At 60.0% G+C, this 19,291-nt stretch carries 15 protein-coding genes; 2 read left to right on the top strand and 13 right to left on the bottom strand.

The genetic code is table 11. The annotated features are described in order from the left end of the window. The first annotated feature begins 246 nt into the window (after positions 1-246). Complete coding sequence (locus tag ACP7A4_RS16760; RefSeq protein WP_059763584.1) at positions 247-696, top strand: response regulator; 450 nt, start codon at positions 247-249, stop codon at positions 694-696. A gap of 95 nt (positions 697-791) precedes the next feature. Here ACP7A4_RS16760 and ACP7A4_RS16765 read toward each other — a convergent pair whose 3' ends face one another. After that, positions 792-2,969: a malate synthase G gene (locus ACP7A4_RS16765; RefSeq protein WP_203303070.1), complete on the bottom strand. Its 2,178-nt coding sequence runs from the start codon at positions 2,967-2,969 to the stop codon at positions 792-794. Between the two features lie 430 nt (positions 2,970-3,399). Here ACP7A4_RS16765 and ACP7A4_RS16770 point away from each other — a divergent pair, with 430 nt between their 5' ends. Further along, complete coding sequence (locus ACP7A4_RS16770) at positions 3,400-3,918, top strand: glycine cleavage system protein R (protein ID WP_203303071.1); 519 nt, start codon at positions 3,400-3,402, stop codon at positions 3,916-3,918. Here ACP7A4_RS16770 and rarD read toward each other — a convergent pair. From rarD to glnE, 12 genes are all read right to left on the bottom strand, one after another. Beyond that, positions 3,915-4,799: an EamA family transporter RarD gene (rarD, locus tag ACP7A4_RS16775; protein ID WP_059763589.1), complete on the bottom strand. Its 885-nt coding sequence runs from the start codon at positions 4,797-4,799 to the stop codon at positions 3,915-3,917. The two genes, ACP7A4_RS16770 and rarD, sit on opposite strands and share 4 nt — an antisense overlap. 198 nt (positions 4,800-4,997) lie before the next feature. Beyond that, a complete protein-coding gene (locus ACP7A4_RS16780) occupies positions 4,998-5,972 on the bottom strand; it encodes a serine/threonine protein kinase (RefSeq protein ID WP_048364492.1) in 975 nt (324 codons plus the stop codon). A gap of 93 nt (positions 5,973-6,065) precedes the next feature. Next, a complete protein-coding gene (locus ACP7A4_RS16785) occupies positions 6,066-7,967 on the bottom strand; it encodes a PhoX family protein (protein WP_426247817.1) in 1,902 nt (633 codons plus the stop codon). Between the two features lie 79 nt (positions 7,968-8,046). Continuing rightward, positions 8,047-9,501, bottom strand: a complete 1,455-nt coding sequence (locus tag ACP7A4_RS16790) for a lipopolysaccharide kinase InaA family protein (RefSeq protein ID WP_426247818.1) — start codon at positions 9,499-9,501, stop codon at positions 8,047-8,049. Beyond that, the gene (locus tag ACP7A4_RS16795; protein ID WP_203303073.1) at positions 9,501-10,253 is read right to left on the bottom strand and encodes a lipopolysaccharide kinase InaA family protein; all 753 of its coding nucleotides are present in this window, start codon (positions 10,251-10,253) and stop codon (positions 9,501-9,503) included. Before ACP7A4_RS16795 ends, ACP7A4_RS16790 begins: the two co-directional genes overlap by 1 nt. Continuing rightward, positions 10,250-10,984, bottom strand: coding sequence for a lipopolysaccharide kinase InaA family protein (locus ACP7A4_RS16800; protein ID WP_059763603.1), 735 nt, complete (start codon positions 10,982-10,984; stop codon positions 10,250-10,252). The genes ACP7A4_RS16795 and ACP7A4_RS16800 overlap by 4 nt, the downstream gene beginning before the upstream one ends. Next, entirely contained in the window at positions 10,984-11,790 is an 807-nt protein-coding gene (gene rfaP, locus ACP7A4_RS16805) for a lipopolysaccharide core heptose(I) kinase RfaP (RefSeq protein ID WP_059763606.1), read from the bottom strand. Before rfaP ends, ACP7A4_RS16800 begins: the two co-directional genes overlap by 1 nt. After that, positions 11,790-12,911 carry a glycosyltransferase family 4 protein gene (locus ACP7A4_RS16810; protein ID WP_203303074.1) on the bottom strand — a complete coding sequence of 374 codons (1,122 nt, stop codon included), beginning with the start codon at positions 12,909-12,911 and terminating at the stop codon, positions 11,790-11,792. The genes rfaP and ACP7A4_RS16810 overlap by 1 nt, the downstream gene beginning before the upstream one ends. Then, on the bottom strand, positions 12,911-13,972 hold the full coding sequence (gene waaC / locus ACP7A4_RS16815; RefSeq protein WP_203303075.1) for a lipopolysaccharide heptosyltransferase I: 1,062 nt from the start codon (positions 13,970-13,972) through the stop codon (positions 12,911-12,913). Before waaC ends, ACP7A4_RS16810 begins: the two co-directional genes overlap by 1 nt. Further along, complete coding sequence (waaF, locus tag ACP7A4_RS16820) at positions 13,973-15,007, bottom strand: lipopolysaccharide heptosyltransferase II (RefSeq protein ID WP_059763613.1); 1,035 nt, start codon at positions 15,005-15,007, stop codon at positions 13,973-13,975. It lies immediately after the preceding gene. 58 nt (positions 15,008-15,065) lie between these two features. Then, positions 15,066-15,989, bottom strand: a complete 924-nt coding sequence (locus ACP7A4_RS16825) for a branched-chain amino acid transaminase (RefSeq protein ID WP_048364501.1) — start codon at positions 15,987-15,989, stop codon at positions 15,066-15,068. An 85-nt stretch (positions 15,990-16,074) separates the two neighbouring features. After that, a complete protein-coding gene (gene glnE / locus ACP7A4_RS16830; RefSeq protein ID WP_426247819.1) occupies positions 16,075-19,047 on the bottom strand; it encodes a bifunctional [glutamate--ammonia ligase]-adenylyl-L-tyrosine phosphorylase/[glutamate--ammonia-ligase] adenylyltransferase in 2,973 nt (990 codons plus the stop codon). Positions 19,048-19,291: the final 244 nt, after the last annotated feature.

Raw genomic sequence — 19,291 nt, forward strand, 5'->3', positions numbered from 1 at the left:
GGCGCTGCACCCTGTCGTCGTAATGCAAGTCATGCTCGGTTGTCTGCGCCCAAGTGCCCATTGGACGTAAGTCTATGGGGATAGTGGCCTACTGATATTTTTGAATTACCTCACAGAAAACAGGTCCGTTTATTGTGTTGTAACGCTTGGAAATGCAGCCTTGCGGGCGCACATTGGGGCACAGCCTAGGAATAGCTGACTGCATCGGTGGGATAACAGACTGAATAACGCCGTTTTGAGAACCGTATGACCGAACACGACATTTTGAGCGACGCCGAGCGAGAGGCGCTGAGCGAAGTCATGAAAGCCCCCACTCGTGCCCAAGCTGCTCAGCGCGTACTGATCGTCGAAGACGATCAACTGGCGCGCGACTTGCTCAGCGAACTGCTGGAGTTGCATGGCATTCAGTGCATCAAGGCCGCTGGTCAGCAGCAAGCCTGGCACACGCTGGAGTCAGATAAATCGATTGCCCTGCTACTGACGGATTTGCGCATGCCGCCCGGTGACGGCCTGGAATTGATCCGCCAGCTTCGCCGTTCCGAGCGGGCGAACATGCCGGTGATCATCATGTCGGGCAATGCCGAGGTAAAAGATGCCATTGATGGCATGCACTTGAGCGTGCTCGATTTTCTGCTCAAGCCCATTGATACCGAAAAACTGACCGCGCTGATCAAACGCGAACTGCACATCGAATAGCCCCCCATGAGCTGCCGACTGAAGTGTGGCGAGCGCACCAATAAAAAGCCCCGGCAGTTCGCCGGGGCTTTTTGTTACTGCGCGTTAACGCTTATTCACAGGCCATTCTTGGCCTTGAACTCACGACGACGGCGGTGCAGCACCGGCTCGGTGTAACCGTTAGGCTGGCGGGTGCCCTCGATGACCAATTCGACGGCTGCCTGGAAGGCGATGTTGCTGTCGAAGTCGGGCGCCAGAGGGCGGTACAGCGGGTCATTGGCGTTTTGGCGGTCAACCACCGGCGCCATGCGCTTGAGACTGGCCATCACTTGAGCTTGATTGACGATGCCGTGACGCAGCCAGTTGGCGATGTGCTGGCTGGAAATACGCAGCGTTGCACGGTCTTCCATCAGGCCGATGTCATTGATGTCGGGCACTTTAGAGCAGCCCACGCCCTGATCAATCCAGCGCACCACATAACCCAGGATGCCCTGCGAGTTGTTGTCCAGTTCGTTCTGGATCTGCTCAGGCGTCCACTGCGGGTTGACGGCCAGCGGGATGGTCAGAATGTCGTCTACCGAGGCTTTGGCCCGCGTGGCCAGTTCGCCCTGACGCGCGAACACGTCGACCTTGTGGTAGTGCAGCGCGTGCAGCGCAGCGGCAGTCGGCGACGGCACCCACGCGGTGTTGGCGCCCGCCAGCGGGTGGGCGATTTTTTGCTCCAGCATCGCCGCCATCAGGTCGGGCATCGCCCACATGCCTTTACCGATTTGTGCACGGCCTTGCAGGCCAGTGCTCAAGCCGACGTCAACGTTGTTGTTTTCGTAGGCGCTGATCCACTTCTCGGCTTTCATGTCAGCCTTGCGCACCATCGGGCCAGCTTCCATCGAGGTGTGGATTTCGTCGCCGGTACGGTCCAGGAAACCGGTGTTGATGAACACCACGCGTTCGCTGGCGGCTTTGATGCACGCCTTGAGGTTGACCGTCGTGCGGCGCTCTTCGTCCATGATCCCGACTTTGAGCGTGTTGCGCGGCAAGTTGAGCACGTCTTCAATGCGCCCAAACAGCTCATTGGTGAACGCAGCTTCTTCGGCGCCGTGCATTTTCGGTTTGACGATATACACCGAACCGGTGCGGCTGTTGCTGCGCGTGGCGCTGCCGTTGAGGCTGTGGATCGCTGCGAGGCTGGTCAGCAGGCCGTCAAGGATGCCTTCGGGCACTTCGTTGCCGTCTTTGTCGAGGATCGCATCGATGGTCATCAAGTGACCCACGTTGCGCACGAACAGCAACGAGCGACCGTGCAAGCTGAGGCTGGCGCCGTTGGGCGCAGTGTATTCGCGGTCCGGGTTCATGGTGCGGGTGAAGGTGTGCCCGCCCTTGGACACCTGCTCGCTGAGGTCGCCCTTCATCAGGCCCAGCCAGTTGCGGTAGATCACCACTTTGTCGTCAGCATCAACGGCGGCCACGGAGTCTTCGCAGTCCATGATGGTGGTCAGCGCAGCTTCCATCAGTACGTCTTTGACGCCCGCGGCATCGGTCTGGCCGACAGGGCTGGTTGCGTCGATCTGGATTTCGAAGTGCAAGCCGTTTTGCTTGAGCAGCACGGCGGTCGGGGCGCCAGCTTCGCCGTGGTAGCCGATCAATTGCGCGGCATCACGCAAAGCGCTGCTGGCGCCGTCCTTGAGGGCGACGTGCAAGGCGCCGTTGACCACGGCGTAACCAAGCGCATCAACGTGTGAGCCCTTGGCCAGCGGTGCGGCTTCGTCTAGGAAGGCACGGGCGAAGGCGATGACTTTGTCGCCGCGCACCTTGTTGTAGCCTTTGCCCTTTTGCGCGCCATCGGCTTCGCTGATGGCATCGGTGCCATACAACGCGTCATACAGCGAACCCCAACGGGCGTTCGAGGCGTTGAGGGCAAAGCGCGCATTCATCACCGGCACCACCAACTGCGGGCCGGCCATGCGGGCGATTTCGTCATCGACGTTTTGCGTCGTTGCCTGGAAATCTGCGGCTTCTGGCTGCAAATACCCAATGTCTTGGAGAAAGGCCTTATAAGCCACGGCGTCATGGGCCTTGCCGGCCGCAGCCTGGTGCCAGGCGTCGATCCGCGCCTGCAAATCATCGCGTTTGGCGAGCAGTGCTTTGTTCTTGGGTGCCAGGTCGTGAATAACCTTGTCGGCACCGGCCCAGAACTGGTCGGCGGTCAAACCGGTACCGGGGATAGCTTCGTTGTTTACGAAGTCGAACAGGACTTTGGCGACCTGCAGGCCACCGACGTGAACGTGTTCAGTCATTGCTTGCCTCACTCATTTTTATTTAAAGCCTGGAGCGCTTCTTAAAACACCGCGTGGCTCATGCTGGCGGGGTTGTACGGGGTAGTGCAGACGCTTTGGCGGACCTTGTTGCAAATTATGTAGTGGTCGCCGAGGCATACTACATGATCACTTGCAGATGTGAAAATCAGACTAATCACGTCGTTCTACGACCATTTTTATCGCAGTGGTCACGTAGAAGCATGGGATGTTCTCAAGAAACGCACAGGTTGTTCCAGATAATTCTAAAAACAGTACACAATTTGTTGTTTGCTGATCTGGTTTCTAAGGCGTTTAACGACCTGCGCGGTGTGTATAAACGCCGGGGGCTGCCTTCGCGAGCCAACGCTCCCCTGCCAGTACGGCGGCGGCTGCCTATACTCAACCGACCTTTAATAAGAGAGCGTGCGCCATGAACCATCTTGTGATTACGGTCTTTGCCCCGGACAAAGCCGGGCAGGTTGAACGCATTGCGCAGTGCATCGCCGAGCACGGTGGCAATTGGCTGGAGAGCCGCATGTCGCGCATGGCCGGACAGTTCGCGGGCATCGTACGGCTGGGGGTGTCGGCCGAAGCCCATGACGAGTTGGTCAACGCACTCAAGGATCTTGAGAGGGAAGGGATTCGGGTGCTGGTGGCCGAGAGCGGAATCGAGCAGTCCTGCACCTGGAAGCCCATTGCGATGCGATTGGTGGGTAACGACCGGTCCGGCATTGTGCGCGACATTACGCGAGTGCTGACCGAGCTGGGCGTGAACCTGGAGCGATTAGTGACCGAAGTGCGGCTCGCGCCCATGAGCAACGAGCCACTGTTTCACGCCGAGGCCATTTTGGCGGTGCCGCTGACGCTCTCGCTGGAGGTGCTGCGCGAACGCCTGGAAATCCTGGCCGATGAGATGCTGGTGGAGCTTGAGTTTCAGCTTGAGGATTAACGCCGGCGCAGGCTGATCCACGCATCGATGCTGTACACCACCAAACCGGCCCAGATGAACATGAACGCGATCAAGGTGCTGTGGGACAAGTGTTCGCCATACACCGCCACCGCCAGAATCAACACCAGGGTGGGCGCCAGGTACTGCATGAAGCCCAGCGTGGTGTAAGGCAAATGCCGTGCAGCAGCGTTGAAACAGACCAGTGGGATCAGCGTCGCCGGACCTGCTGCAACCAGCAGCCAGGCTTGCGAGCTGGACCAAAACTCGACGTGTGCGCTGTTGGCTTCGGGGTGCATCAGCAACCAGCCAATGGCAATCGGCACCAGAATCCAGGTCTCGACCACCAGCCCCGGCAGCGCCTTGACCGGTGCCTGTTTACGGATCAAGCCATAAAAGCCGAAGGTCAGCGCCAGCACCAGCGACACCCACGGCAGGCTGCCCACTTGCCACACTTGCTGTGCCACACCGACGGCGGCCAAGCCCACGGCAATCCATTGCAGACGCCGCAGGCGCTCGCCCAGCAGCAACATGCCCAGCAACACATTAACCAGCGGGTTGATGTAATAGCCCAGGCTGGCTTCGAGCATGCGGTCGTTATTGACCGCCCACACGTAGGTCAGCCAGTTGGCGGCAATCAACAGGCCGCTGACCGTCAGCACGCCAAGGCGTTTAGGGTTGTCGCGCAGCTCCTGCCACCAGCCGGGGTGTTTCCACACCAGCAACAGCAACGAACCAAACAGCGCCGACCAGAGCACACGGTTGACGATGATTTCAGCCGCCGGAACGCTGGCCAGCAGTTTGAAATAAAGCGGGAACAGGCCCCAGATGATGTAGGCACTCAGGCCCAGAATGTACCCGTGGCGCGGGTTGGCGGCTTGCATGGTGGATCCTTGCTCAGGCAACAGATGGACACAGTAGAGGCCGAGAGTGTAAGCAGGTTTTACAGAGGTGTCGTGCGTGACGGTAAGCGTGCAGCGCATTTTTGAGTCGCCGCCCAAGGCCGCGAAGAGGCGCGCAAAGGGCTGCTTTGCAGCCGCTGGCAGCCTTGGACAGCGACTACAAAGAGCCTTTGCGGTGGATCAAAACAATTTCAGCGGTTCTTCATTGAGCGCCGACAGCTGCTCGCGCAAGGCCAGCACCTGATCGCCCCAATAGCGTTCGGTGCCGAACCACGGAAAGCTGTGGGGAAACGCCGGATCGTCCCAGCGCCGCGCCAGCCACGCGCTGTAATGCATCAGGCGCAGGGCGCGCAGCGGTTCGATCAACGCCAGCTCGCGGGGGTTGAAGTCATGGAACTCGCTGTAGCCGTCCATCAGTTCCGACAACTGCCCCAGGCATTCTTGCCGATCACCGGCCAGCATCATCCACAGATCCTGCACCGCAGGCCCCATGCGACAGTCGTCCAGATCGACGATGTGGAACACCTCGTCGCGGCACATCATGTTGCCGGGGTGGCAATCGCCGTGCATGCGGATGTTGGTGTGCGGCGTGGCGGCGTACACGTCTTCGACGCGTTTGAGCAAGTCACGGGCCACCGACTCGTAGGCAGGCAGCAAGCTGCGCGGTATGAAATTACCTTCGAGCAGGGTCGTCAGCGAGTCATGCCCAAAATTCTTCACACCCAGCGCTTCACGGTGTTCGAACGGCTTAGTGGCACCCACGGCATGCAGGCGCCCAAGCAGTTGGCCGAGGCGATACAGTTGGTCCAAATTGCCCGGTTCTGGCGCGCGACCACCCCGGCGAGGGAACAACGTGAAGCGGAACCCCGCGTGTTCAAACAGGCTCTGGCCGTTATGGATCATCGGCGCCACCACCGGCACCTCGCACTCGGCAAGTTCGAAGGTGAAGCGGTGCTCTTCGAGGATGGCTTCGTTGGTCCAGCGCTGGGGCCGGTAGAACTTGGCGATCAGCGGCTGCGAGTCTTCGATACCGACTTGGTACACGCGGTTTTCGTAGCTGTTGAGCGCGAGCACGCGGGCGTCGCTGAGGAAACCGATGCTTTCGACGGCGTCGAGCACCAGATCAGGGGTAAGTGTTGCAAACGGATGAGACATGCTGACTCCTGCGCGCAGCAGGCTGCCGCGTCCGGCCATGCATGTTAGCGCAGACCGGATGGCAGAGGGCGATGCAAATCCGCAGGCGTTTGATCAGCTACCGACAATCGCGCCGTCTTCGCGGCTGATGGCCACCACTGATGAGCGCGGTTTGCCGTTGGGCATGTGCTCGGGGAATGTCGAACCGCCGTTTTCACCCGGATGCTGAATACCGACGAACAGGGTTTTTTGATCCGGTGAAAAGCTGATCCCAGTGACCTCACAGCCGACCGGCCCGACCATGAAGCGACGAATTTCACCGCTCGCCGGGTCGGCACACAGCATCTGGTTATTGCCCATCCCGGCAAAATCACCGGTGTTGCTGACGTCGCCGTCCGTCAGGATCCACAGTCGTCCCGCGTCGTCAAACCCCATGCCGTCGGGGCTGTTGAACATGTTTTGCGCGGTGATATTGGCCGAGCCACCCTTGGGCTGTTTGGGGTGCACGGCCGGGTTGCCTGCCACCACGAACAGGTCCCAGTCGAAACTCATCGCGCCATGCTCGTGGTTGTGTTCGTTCCAGCGCAGGATCTGCCCATAAACGTTTTTCTCGCGCGGATTGGGACCGCCCACGGGCTGGCCGTCTTCACCGCGTTTAACGTTGTTGGTCAGCGTGCAATACACCTGGCCGTCTTTAGGGCTGACGACAATCCATTCCGGGCGGTCCATGCGCGTGGCTCCCACCGTGCTGGCCGCCAGACGCGCGTGAATCAGCACCTCGGCCTGATTGGCAAAACCGCTGCCCGCGTTGATGCCGTTTTTACCGTGACTCAGTTCGATCCACTGGCCCTGGCCTTTGGGACGGTCGGGGTTGCTGTCGCCGCCGTCGAAGCGGGCGACATACAAGGTGCCGTGGTCCAGCAGGTCGCGATTGGCTTGGGGGTTTTGCTGGTCGATTTTGTCGCGACTGATGAACTTGTAGATGAACTCACCGCGCTCATCGTCGCCCATGTACACCACGGCGCGGCCGTCAGCGGTTTGCGCCAGTGCGGCGTTTTCGTGCTTGAAGCGGCCCAGCGCCGTGCGCTTGACCGGGGTCGATTGCGGGTCAAAGGGGTCGATTTCCACCACCCAGCCGTGACGGTTTAACTCGTTGGGGTTGTGCGCCAGATCGAAGCGCGGGTCGTGCAGGTGCCAGTTGATGTCTTTGCTGGCGGCAACGGCGCCGTAGCGTTTTTGCGCGGCGTCGAAGCTGTGTTGGGGGTCGGTGCTGCCAAAACAGTCCGTGAAGTTTTCTTCGCAGGTCAGGTAGGTGCCCCACGGGGTCTTGCCGTTGGCGCAGTTCTGGAACGTGCCCAGCGCCAGCGTCCCGCTGTTATCGGCCCGGGTGCGCAGCAAAGCATGCCCGGCAGCCGGGCCACTCAGGCGAATCGGGGTATTGCCGTGGATGCGTCGATTAAACGGCGAACCTTGCACAAACTGCCAACGGTCGCCCTTGCGCTGAATCTCGATCACCGACACGCCTTCGCTGGCCTGCGCTTTGTGCACCTCTTCGGCTGAAGTTGGCTGACCGCCGTGGGGGTAAAGGTAGCGGTAGTTGGTGTATTCGTTGTTGATGGCCATCAGGGCACGGTTCGGGTCATCGGGGAAAGCGAAGAGGCTCATGCCGTCGTTATTGTCGCCAAACTGGACTTCCTGCTCGGCAGCGGTGCCGGTGCCGTCGGGGTTGAAGGCAGGGCCGTCGCTGTGCAGCGGTTGGCCCCAACTGATCAACACCGATGAGCGGTAGCCGGGCGGCAACGTGATGCTATCGGTGGTGGCAGCCTCGATACTGCCAAACCCCAGCAACGTGCTGGAAGCGGTACGGATGCCGTCTGCCAGCACGCTGCGGCTTAACAGGCTACCGCCCAAAAACATAGCGGCCCCGCACAAGGCCCCGGCGCTGATAAAGCCGCGACGGCTGAGGCCGACGATGTGCTCAAGATCGGTGGGTTGGTCTTCTTGTAATAGGTTCATGGCTGCCTGCACTCACGACGGTTTTGGCAGCCACCTTAATCAGCCGGTGTGACAACGATGTTTCAACGCACCCGCAGCCTCAGACAGAAGGGGCTGAGGCGCTGGCTGGCAAGCGCGCATCAATCACTTGATACAACGCGCTGCTGGCTGGCCAGTTGCGCATAAAGCGCGCCCGATCGCGGGCATACGCCGGAGCAAAACTGCTGAGCGAGCGGTGCTGGCACATCGAGTCCAAGTCAATCAGCGCCCAGCGACCGTTGTCCCAGAACACGTTATGCCCCTTAAGGTCGCCGTGGCTGATGTGTTCGCCAAGCAAATCGGCAAACAGTTGATCCAGCGCCTGCAACTCGGCTTCTGGCGCATCGCCCTGCTCTACATAAGGTGCAAAGCGCTCAATGATGTCCGGGCCGGGTAAATATTCAGTCACCAGATACGCTTTGCCACGCAACCCCAAAAAACGCGTTTCGAGCAGCGCCAGCGGCGTGGGCGTGGCGATGCCCAGGAACGCCAGCCGATTGCCTTCACGCCACGAATGCCAAGCGCGGCTCGGGCGCCAAAAACGCTTGAGCCAATGGGCAAAGCCTTTAATGTTGTAACGCTTGATGACCAGCATACGAGCGGCCACTTCGACTTTACCCACGCTCGCAGCGCCACCGGTTTTATACAGATGACCCGCGTCCAGCAACGCATCGGCATTGGCCAGCACCGGCAACATCGCGGCCTCTTCTTCGCGACGGACCGCCCGCAATGCAGACACCGTGTTCTGCACGCTGAACAGTGTGCAGTCGCGTCCTGTTTTGCTCAGAAAGTCGTTCAAACGCCAGGCACGGATTTTCTCGACCTGTTTGAGCAGCGCTTCGAGCGGCAAGGCGTGTTCGCCGTTGCTCAGCAGATAGTGCACCAGCAACTCTTCGGTAAACGGTTCAAGGCTTTTGGGCAACTGGGCGAAAAACACACCGAGGTTTTCCAGCACTTTGGGCCGGGACAGTGGTTTTCCTGCCTGTTCGACGCAGATCCCTGCACCATCGATCAAGTACAGCGCGCCGTTGTGGCGCAGCAGGTTGTCCAGGTGCAGGTCTTGTTGCCACAAGCCTTTGAGGTGCATTTGGCCGATGGCCGCCAACGCCTCAGCCAGCACCGCTTGTTGCTCGTCTGCCAGCACAGGCAGGTGTTGCACCGCACTCCAGGCTTCGCCGAGGCTTTGCGCGCCGTCCAGAAACTCGAACAATAACCAGCCGCCCTCGCCTTCCTGCAAGCCGTCGGCCAGCAACTGTGGCGTGGTCAGCCCTTGCTCGGCCAAGAGCCGCACACCGGTCAGCTCGCGCTCAAAGTTGCGCGCCGCCTTGCTGCCGACCATCAGCTTGGCCAGTACCGTACGGCCGCGCCACACCCCCGCGCCCACGTAACGTTGGCCCGGCAATACACGCAACAAGGTCAGCAGTTGCAATTGCGCAGGCCCGGCGGCATCCGCCAGCTCGATGCTCAGCGGCAAGCCCGGCGCACGTCCGGCTTTTTGCAGTTCAGACAGGCGCATCAGCGAGTTTCCTTTTGGCTACGACGCACATTCAGGCGCTGATACCACGCCTGCACCAGGCCACTGTCCGCAGGCTGATCGAGATAGGCGGCGAGCAACGCGCGCACTTCGGTTTCGGTCCAGACCTGAGCCCTGCGCAATAACGGCTCGATGTCTTTGACCCGGTCACGCTGGCCCAGCAGCAGCGGCCGGGTTTTTTCCAGGTCGATCAATTGCGCGCGATAAGCCTCGCCATCTGCCTGCAAAAAGATGTGCTTGGGGTAGAAACAGCCGTGCACCTGACGCACCGCGTGCAGCCGTCGCGCCAGTTGCCCGCACGCGCGCAAGATCGCCTGCTGCTGTTGAGCCGTCAGTTGCGGCCACTGCTCCAGCAGCGAATCGAGGTCATTCCAGCCGTCCAGCGCACGGGTCATCAGAATCGCCCGACGTTCACCCTGGACCTTACGCTCACCAAAAAACACCGCTTCCAACGCAGGAATGCCCAACGCCTGATAGCGCTGAATATTACGAAACTCGCGGGCAAAACTCGGCTCGCCCAGGGGGCTGTGCAGCGTGCGGGTCAGGTAGTTGCTTTGGCGTTTGAGGTAAAAGCCCTGACCGTCGAGGTCCAGACGGAACACGCTGCTCCAGCCACCGCGGCTGGTGTTGGGTTCGTCCACGGCATCGAGTTGCAGGTGCCACAGCGCTTCAAAATCCGCCAGCCCGTTGCGTTCCAGCAAGGCACGATCAGCGTCTGCTACAAAATCAGTCATTCCCGACCCTCAAAAAAACGCACGATATGGCGTACACGTTCCTTGTCCGCCGCGTTGAGCGTCGTGCGCCCGGTGTATTGGAAATAAAAACGCAGGCGCTGGGTGGCCGACAGATGATATTTGGCCACTTTGTCCAGGCACGCCAGGTCTTTGGTGATGCGGTACTTGAGCCAGAAACCGCGCCAGAAGTCGCCATTGGGGCAGTCGATCAAATACAGGCGTGCCTGATCGTCGATCAGCAAATTGCGCCACTTCAGGTCGTTATGCGTGAAGCGATGGTCGTGCATGGTTTTGGTGTAACGCGCCAACTGGCGGCTCACACCGTCGACCCAGACCCGGTCTTTGAGCAGCGGATCGTGGTTGTCGGCCAGGTCGGACAAATCGCGGGTATTGGGCAACTCACGGGTAATCATCGCGCCACGGGCATAGGCCATGCCTTTGCGCTCAAGGCCCCAGGCCACCACGTCTGCGGTAGGAATGCCCCACTTGGCGAAGCGCTTGAGGTTCTGCCATTCGGACTTCACGCGCGGGCGGCCCAAATAACGGCGCAAGCCTTTGCCTGCCCCGGTGTAGCGTTTGACGTAGTAATTGACGCCCTGACGCTCGACACGAATGACCTCGGACAACGGATCGCGGGTCAAGTGTTCGCCTTGCAGGGCAAACACGGCATCCAGGCTGCCAAAATCGTGGGCCAGCGCACTGTAGGCAGGGTCAAGGTTCCAGCCCGCCATTACAGTGCATCCCCATAACGCACTTTACGTGCATAGAGTTTGTTCGCTTTGCCTTCCAGCCACGCCAGCAGGCGGGCCTCTTCGCGCAGGATCTGGCGCAGCGGCATTTGGAAATAGCCGCGCAGGAAGCGCAACTTGTCGCGTTGCGTCAGGCCGATGTCCAGCGCCGAGAAATACAACGCGGCCAGATCCTTGTTGCGCCAGCGCTGGCTGATCACGGCGCGGGTTTGGGCGCGGTGCAGGTCGATCACCGACAAACGGAAGTTATCGGCGGTGACCGGGGTGTCGGTGTGCAGCAAAAAGTGGCAAATGTAGCAGTCGCGGTGGTTGACGCCTGCGCGGTGCATCATGCCGGTCATGCGCGCCACCTCAGCAATCAACGCACGTTTGAGCGCGGGCTGCGGCGGCTGCTTGACCCAGTTGAGGCTGAAATCTTCGAGGCTGACGGTCGGCGCGAGTTCTTCAGTGATGATGAACGAGTGCTGCGCGGCCGGGTTGCTGCCTTTTTCGCCGTAGGCTACGGCGGTCATGGTGGGTACGCCGACTTCGTGCAGGCGATTGATCGCCCGCCACTCCTGACCTGCACCGAGCACCGGCAATTTGGCGGTCAGCAGGTTTTTGAACACTTCACCCCAGCCAATGCCACGGTGGATTTTCACAAAGTAGCCGCGCCCGTCGACTTCAGTACGCAAAGTACGTCGCCCTTCCAGTTCGCGGTACACCTCGCCTTCCAGACGCTCGACTTCGGTGAACGCATCGCGCCCGGCCCACAAGCTTTTGAACGGTTCGGCAAGAATCAGTTTCATCAGTGTTGCTCCGCCAGAATCACATCCGCAGCGTGCTGCGGCATGCTATAGAGGTCGGCCGTCTGCGCGAAGGCCAGGCCGTTTTGGCTCCAGGCCGCACGCGCAGCATCATCGGACAACATGTGGGTCAGGTACTCATTGAGTTGCGCCTGCTCAAACGGCTCGTCCAGCACGCGCCCCGCGTCTGCATCAGCGATGTAATGGGCATAGCCGCATACCGCGCTGACCAGCACCGGCAAACCGGCCACCAGCGCTTCGAGCAGTACGGTGCCGGTGTTTTCGTTGTAGGCCGGGTGAATCAGCAAGTCAGCGCCCAACAGGAAACGCGGGATGTCACTGCGCCCTTTGAGAAACTGCACCTGATCGCCCAGCCCCAATGTGGCACTTTGCAACTGAAAGACTTTGGGGTCGTCCTGGCCGATTACAAACAGCCGGGTACGCTTTTTAAGCTCGCCAGGCAGCGCCGCCAACGCTTTAAGGCTGCGATCCACGCCTTTGGTCTTGAACCCGGAGCCAATCTGTACCAGCAGCAGATCATCGTCGGCCAACTTGAATTCACGGCGAAACTGGGCACGAATCTCGGCGGCATTTGGCGGCGCACGGCGGTCCAGCGCGATACCCGGCGGCAGCAGGTGAAAACGCTCCAGCGGGGTGCCGTAATGCTTGATGAACAGCGGCTGCTGGACTTCGGAAATCATCAGGATCTGGGTCTTCGCCTCTTTGGCAAACACCGCGCGTTCGTACTCGGCAAAGTGCTTGTAACGTTTGAAGAAGCGGTAAAACGCATGGCGCAGGTTTTGCGCTTTGTCTTCAAAACAGCCGTCAGCGGCGTAGTACACGTCCAGACCGGGCATTTTGTTGAAGCCGATCAAGCGGTCCACCGGACGCTTGGCCAGGTCGGCCTGCATCCAGGCGAGCATTTTTTCGTTGCGGGTGTGGTTGTGAAACGCCTTCACCGGCGCCACCAACACTTCAAAACCGGGCGGAATATCGCCTTCCCAGATCATGGTGTACACACGGATCTGGTGCCCGCGCTGCTGGCACTCCAGCGCAATGCGCATGAAGTCGCGTTGCAAGCCACCAAACGGGAAATATTTGTACAGCACAAAAGCCAGTTGCATCAGCGCAGTTCCTCAGCCAGTAACAACGTGCTTAATCGACTCGCGACACGCTCAGGGTTCAAACGAGTGAAGCACAGCGGCCACTCGTTTTTCAGGTCAAACCGCTGCTGGTCCTGTGCAGTCGGCGAATAGGTACATTTTTTTTGCAGGCACGGCGCGCAGGGAAAGTCGCTGGCCAAGTGGATTTGCACCTTGCCGTAAGCGCCCGTCAGGCCGGGGTTGGTGGGGCCAAACAGGGAAATGGTCGGCACATCCAGTGCGGCGGCCAAATGCCCCAGACCGGTGTCCACCGCCACGCAGGCACTGGCGCTGGCCAGCACTTTGGCAACGCCTGCCAGGTTCAACTTGGGCAGCACCACAGCGTTGTGCAAATCCTTGGCAATGCGTTCAGCCCGCGCCTTCTCGGCCGGGTTGCCCCACGGCAAACGCACGTCGACACCCAAATGGCCCACGCGAATGGCCAGGTCGCGCCAGTACACTTCGGGCCAGTGTTTGGTGTCCCATGTGGTGCCGTGCAAGAACAACACGAAGGGTTTTTTACGCGGCAACTCGACCAGTTTTTCGACGTCCAGACCATAGTCGCCCAAACCTTTGGGCAGGTCGTAGCCCAGCGCAACCGCAAACAACTGACGCAACCGCTCGACCGCGTGTTGGCCACGGGCCACCGCCAAACGACGCTGATAAAAGCGGCTGGCCAAGGGTTCGCGGGCCGAATCTTTATCCAGCCCGGCCACCGGCGCCTTGACGTAGCGGGTCAGCCAGGCACTTTTGAGCAGACCCTGGGCGTCGATCACCAAGTCGTATTTTTCGCCACGCAGGCTTTGCTTGAAGCGTCGCCATTCGCCGCTCTTGAAGGTTTCCCAGATGTTTTTACGCCAGCGGCGAATCGCCACCGGAATCACTTTACCCACGGCCGGGTGCCAGGTCGGAATTTCGGCAAAGCCTTCTTCCACCACCCAGTCAAAGGTGATGCCCGGAATCGCCCGCGCGGCATCGGTCAGGGCGGGCAACGCATGAATCACATCCCCAAGGGATGAGGTTTTGACCAACAGTACGCGCACCTAGTGGACCTCGACCGGTGAACCCTGCAACCGCTGCAAGGCGTCTACGACGGGTTGCGGCATCAGCTCGCGCAAACAGTTGTAATGGCCGAAACGGCAGGTGCGCTCAAAGCAGGGGCTGCACTCAAGGCCCAGACGCACGATCTCGACCTTGTCGGCCAACGGCGGTGTAAAGCCTGGCGACGTTGAACCGTAGACCGCCACCAGCGGGCGATTCAAGGCGGCAGCCACATGCATCAGGCCCGAGTCGTTGGACACCACCGAGTCGGCGCAGGACAACAAATCAATGGCCTCGGCCAGCGAGGTCTCGCCGCTGAGGTTGACGGCTTCTTCACGCAGACCGGGAATCAGGCGCGAGCGGATGTCTTCGCCTACCGCATGATCATTTTTCGAACCGAACAGCCAGACTTGCCAACCTTCGCGGATTTTTTGCTCGGCGACCTTGGCATAGTGCTCGGATGGCCAGCGCTTGGACTCGCCAAACTCGGCGCCGGGGCACAGCGCCAGCACCGGACGGTCGAGCGCCAGACCAAACTTGGTCAATGCCGCCTCACGGCTCTGCGGATCAATCTGCAACGCAGGCCGCGGGTAAGGCTTGGGCAGCTCTGCACCCGGCTCGAAGGCCAGCGCCATGAAGCGCTCGATCATCAGCGGGTAGCGTTCTTTATCGAGCTTGCGCACATCGTTCAGCAGGCCGTAGCGAAACTCGCCACGCCAGCCGGTGCGCTTGGGCACCCGCGCAAAGAACGGCACGAGGGCTGATTTCAGCGAGTTGGGCAGCAAGATGGCCTGATCGTACTGCCCCTTGAGGGACTTGCCGATCTTGCGCCGCGTGGCCAGTTCCAGCGCGCCGTGGCCGAGCGGAAAGCTCAAGGCCTGGCGAACTTCAGGCATGCGCTCGAGAATCGGCCGGCTCCACTCGGGGGCCAGCACATCGATTTCGCACTCTGGGTGACGCTGTTTCAGGCACTGGAACAGTGTCTGCGCCATCACCATGTCACCGACCCAGCTGGGCCCAACGATCAAAATATTCATAAGTTTCCATAAACAAGCAAGGGAGGCATTCGCCTCCCCGCTGTGATGCCATTTCGCTTTATTTGACCAGTGTACGCCACTCGGGGTGGGCCGTTGTCTTGCCGGTCACCAGGTCAAAGTAAGCCTTTTGCAGTTTTTCAGTGATCGGGCCACGGCGGCCGATCCCGATTAGACGCCCGTCGACTTCACGAATCGGCGTGACTTCAGCGGCAGTGCCGGTGAAGAACGCTTCGTCGGCGATGTACACCTCGTCGCGGGTAATGCGTTTTTCAACAAATTTGTAACCCAGCTCGGTGGCCAGGGTCAGGATCGTGCTGCGGGTGATGCCGTTCAGGCAGGCCGTCACGTCCGGGGTATAAATGACGCCATCTTTGATCAGGAATACGTTCTCGCCCGAACCTTCGGCGACAAAACCTTCCGGGTCGAGCAACAGCGCTTCGTCGGCACCGCCCGAAATCGCTTCCTGCAAGGCCAGCATCGAGTTGATGTAGTGGCCGTTGGCCTTGGCACGGGTCATGGAGATGTTCACATGGTGGCGGGTGAAGGAGCTGGTACGCACCTTGATCCCGACTTCCAGCGCTTCGGCGCCCATATAGGCACCCCAGCTCCACGGCGCGATGATCACATGCACCTTCAAACCGGTGGCGCGCAAGCCCATTGCCTCAGAGCCGTAAAACACCATCGGGCGAATGTAGGCGCTGTCGAGGTTGTTTTCACGCACCGCCACGCGGGTCGCTTCATTGATTTCGTCTTTGCTGAACGGGATCTTCATGCCCATGATGTGGGCCGAATCGAACAGACGGTCAGTGTGCGCCTGCAAGCGGAAAATCGCTGCGCCCTGCGGGGTTTCGTAGGCGCGCACACCTTCAAATACACCCATGCCGTAATGCAGGGTATGGGTCAGCACGTGGGTGGTTGCGTCACGCCACGGCACCAGTTTGCCGTCATACCAGATCACACCATCACGATCAGCCATCGACATCATTACGCTCCTCAAAAGAATCCAGCACCTGCGCCTTGAGACGACAGGCAAATTGGACGAGCCTTATGGGCCCGCCGGATACGTTCTACAGCTTTAACTCTGTGTTCTGGCTGACCGGGTCAAGACCCAGCTCAGACCAAATGCGCCGCACGTGTTGACGTTCGACGACAAACTGATCACCCGTGACCACCCCCGCTTCCTTTTGCAAGGCTTGACGGTGAGCGACAGCACGGAAGGCTTTGTAAGCCTCACGCAACAGGCTGGCATCAGCGGCGGGCATCAACCCGGCCTGTTCCAGCCCTTCCAGAATGCGGATGTTATCGGTGTAACGGAGCAATTGCGGGTATTCCCACGCCCATGCAAGGGCCGCGTATTGCACCATAAATTCAATATCGACGATACCTCCGGCGTCCTGCTTGAGGTCGAACGGCACCGTGGGCTGGAAGGCGTTTTCGCCCAGCCCCGCCGCGGTGATGCGCGTGCCCAGGTTGTCGCGCATTTTGGCCCGCATCTCGCTGACCTCCAGGCGGAGCGTGGGCAAGTCACGCTCACGGCCCAACACCTTGGCGCGAACCTGCTCGAACGCAGCCCCCACTTGTTTGCAGCCTACAAGCACCCGCGCGCGCACCAGCGCCTGGTGCTCCCAGGTCCAGGCTTCGTTTTGCTGATAACGCTCAAAGGCACCGAGCGAGCTGACCAACAGCCCGGACGCGCCTGACGGACGCAAGCGCATGTCGACTTCATACAACTGACCGGAGTTGGTTTGCGCCGTGAGCAAGTGAATGATCCGTTGCCCCAAACGGGTGAAGAACTGCGCGCTGTCGATGGGTTTGGCGCCGTCCGTTTCGGCGTTCGGGTCACCGTCGTGGATAAACACCAGGTCCAGGTCCGAGCCGTGGCCCAGCTCGATGCCGCCGACTTTGCCGTAGCCCACAATAATGAAGCCCGGATCGCACAAGCTGCCGTCGGTGCGTTGCGGCGTGCCGTACTTGGCCACGGTCTGGCGCCAGGCCAGTGCCAGCACTTGCTCCAGAATGGCTTCAGCCAGCCAGGTCAGGTAATCGCTGACCTTCATTAATGGCAAGCTGCCAGCAATTTCCGAGGCCGCAACGCGCAAGCGGTGCGCCAGCTTGAAGTTGCGCAGCGCTTCCATCTGCTGCTCAAGGTCATCTTCGGGAATGCGCGTCAGGCGCTCGCGCAACTCGGCGGCCAGCTCCGGCGCCAAGGGTGGCTTGAACAGACGGCCTTCGTTGAGCAATTCATCGAGCAACAGCGGGAAGCGGGTGATTTGTTCGGCAATCCACGGGCTTGCCGCACACAAGGTCAGCAAACGACGCAGCGCGTCCGGGTTTTCGGTCAGCAGCACCAGATACGCTGAACGGCGGGCCACGGCTTCTACCAGTGGCAATACCCGCTCCAGCACCAGGTCCGGATTGGCGTGCTCAACGGCCTGTGCCAGCAAGCGCGGAATGAAGGCATCCAGTCGCTCACGTCCCAAACGCTGCATCGCCCGCAGCTGCGGGCTGGAACGCAGCCCGGCCAGTTGTTTCAACGCTTTGGGCGCATCTGCAAAACCGGCTTCTTGCAATTGAACACAGGCGGCAGCGTCGTCCTGAACTTCTTCCCACAACGGCAGCCACTCGCCGCCCACGATCAACTCACCCTCGTCGATATCTTCTTCATCGTCCGGGTCAGCGATCACCTGACGGAAATGCCAGTCAATTCGCCCACGCCACGCCATCAATTGCTCATGGAACGTGGCCCAGCTATCGAAGCCCATCATGAAAGCGATACGCGCCTGATCCTGCTCGCTGTCGGGCAGCATCTGGGTCTGGCGGTCGGCAATCGCCTGAATCGCGTGCTCGGTGTAGCGCAAAAATTCATAGCCTTCACGCAGCTCACTGACCACCGCGCCCGGCAAGTAACCCTGACCTTCGAGGATGCTCAGCACGTTAAGCAGGGGACGCTGCTGCAAGCTCAGGTCGCGGCCGCCGTGGATCAGCTGGAACGCCTGAGCGATAAATTCGACCTCGCGGATGCCGCCCGCCCCCAACTTGATATTGTCGGCCATGCCTTTGCGCCGCACTTCTTGCTGAATCAATTGCTTCATGGTGCGCAGCGCTTCAATCGCCGAAAAGTCGAGGTAGCGCCGATACACAAACGGGCGCAGCAGATTGAGAAGCTGCGCGCCCATCACTTGATCGCCCGCCACCACACGGGCCTTGATCATCGCGTAGCGCTCCCAGTCCCGGCCCTGATCCTGGTAATACTGCTCCAGCGCATTGAAGCTCAGTACCAGCGCGCCCGATGAGCCGTAAGGGCGCAGGCGCATGTCGACCCGGAAGACGAAACCGTCGACGGTCATCGGGTCGAGTGCTTTGATCAGGCGTTGACCCAGGCGGATAAAGAACTCCTGGTTGTCCAGCGGGCGCTTGGCACCCACCGTTTCACCCCCTTCGGGGTAGGCGAAAATCAAGTCGATGTCTGACGACAAGTTCAGCTCGACGGCGCCGAGTTTGCCCATGCCCAGAATCACCATCGGCTGCGGCTCGCCACTGCGCTGCCCGATCGGCGTGCCAAATTGCTGGCAATGGCGCTCATACAACCAGCGATACGCCTGATCAATGCTCGCGTCGGCCATGTCCGACAGATCGCGACAGGTTTCGATCAAATCCGCCTGACGGGTCAGATCGCGCCAAATAATGCGCACTTGCTGACGCGTGCGTTGGCGGCGCAATACGCGCCCCAGCTCATCATCGGTGTGCGCCTGCTGCACTGCGGAGCCAATTTGCCCGCACAGCTCGCCGGGGGCAAAACTGCGGTCCAGTTCGCCAAAGCCCGCCAGCTCCAGCAGCATCAAAGGGTCACGTAACGCTTGTTCAATAAAGAAGTCACTGGCGGCGCTGACGCGATTGAAAGCCATCCACCGCTCGGCCGACCAATCCTCCAGCGCCCACTCACTGTCTAGCCCGGCCACCGCAGCGCGCCACGACTGTTCGGCACGGGTTACCAATGGCAATAAAAGGGGGGGGATTGGAGCAAGCGACGGAAGGCTCATGGTCTATCCTTGATCGGCGACAGTAATGCCGAGTACGGTGACAGGAAGAAACAGCGGTTTAATCCGACTGTCGAACAAAGGTTATTAATAGCTGAATGCTGTTTTTTATTGGCAGCAAACCTTCCAAAAGAAGGCAATAAATTAAATTTCGCACTAACAATATCGATTTTTCGCACAACTACACGGCTGACCATCAGCGCCTGACATGTAGTTTTACTACTGAGTGACCCACTTGAAAGGCTGA

It is taken from the genome of Pseudomonas sp. TWR3-1-1 (assembly GCF_049896545.1).
GTDB classification, from domain to species: Bacteria; Pseudomonadota; Gammaproteobacteria; order Pseudomonadales; family Pseudomonadaceae; genus Aquipseudomonas; species Aquipseudomonas weihenstephanensis.

Excerpts from the sequence above, each read along its gene's own strand:
- ACP7A4_RS16760 (WP_059763584.1), top strand. The coding sequence starts at position 247 with ATGACCGAACACGACATTTTGAGCGACGCCGAGCGAGAGGCGCTGAGC.
- ACP7A4_RS16765 (WP_203303070.1), bottom strand. The coding sequence starts at position 2,969 with ATGACTGAACACGTTCACGTCGGTGGCCTGCAGGTCGCCAAAGTCCTG.
- ACP7A4_RS16770 (WP_203303071.1), top strand. The coding sequence starts at position 3,400 with ATGAACCATCTTGTGATTACGGTCTTTGCCCCGGACAAAGCCGGGCAG.
- rarD (WP_059763589.1), bottom strand. The coding sequence starts at position 4,799 with ATGCAAGCCGCCAACCCGCGCCACGGGTACATTCTGGGCCTGAGTGCC.
- ACP7A4_RS16780 (WP_048364492.1), bottom strand. The coding sequence starts at position 5,972 with ATGTCTCATCCGTTTGCAACACTTACCCCTGATCTGGTGCTCGACGCC.
- ACP7A4_RS16785 (WP_426247817.1), bottom strand. The coding sequence starts at position 7,967 with ATGAACCTATTACAAGAAGACCAACCCACCGATCTTGAGCACATCGTC.
- ACP7A4_RS16790 (WP_426247818.1), bottom strand. The coding sequence starts at position 9,501 with ATGCGCCTGTCTGAACTGCAAAAAGCCGGACGTGCGCCGGGCTTGCCG.
- ACP7A4_RS16795 (WP_203303073.1), bottom strand. The coding sequence starts at position 10,253 with ATGACTGATTTTGTAGCAGACGCTGATCGTGCCTTGCTGGAACGCAAC.
- ACP7A4_RS16800 (WP_059763603.1), bottom strand. The coding sequence starts at position 10,984 with ATGGCGGGCTGGAACCTTGACCCTGCCTACAGTGCGCTGGCCCACGAT.
- rfaP (WP_059763606.1), bottom strand. The coding sequence starts at position 11,790 with ATGAAACTGATTCTTGCCGAACCGTTCAAAAGCTTGTGGGCCGGGCGC.
- ACP7A4_RS16810 (WP_203303074.1), bottom strand. The coding sequence starts at position 12,911 with ATGCAACTGGCTTTTGTGCTGTACAAATATTTCCCGTTTGGTGGCTTG.
- waaF (WP_059763613.1), bottom strand. The coding sequence starts at position 15,007 with ATGAATATTTTGATCGTTGGGCCCAGCTGGGTCGGTGACATGGTGATG.
- ACP7A4_RS16825 (WP_048364501.1), bottom strand. The coding sequence starts at position 15,989 with ATGTCGATGGCTGATCGTGATGGTGTGATCTGGTATGACGGCAAACTG.
- glnE (WP_426247819.1), bottom strand. The coding sequence starts at position 19,047 with ATGAGCCTTCCGTCGCTTGCTCCAATCCCCCCCCTTTTATTGCCATTG.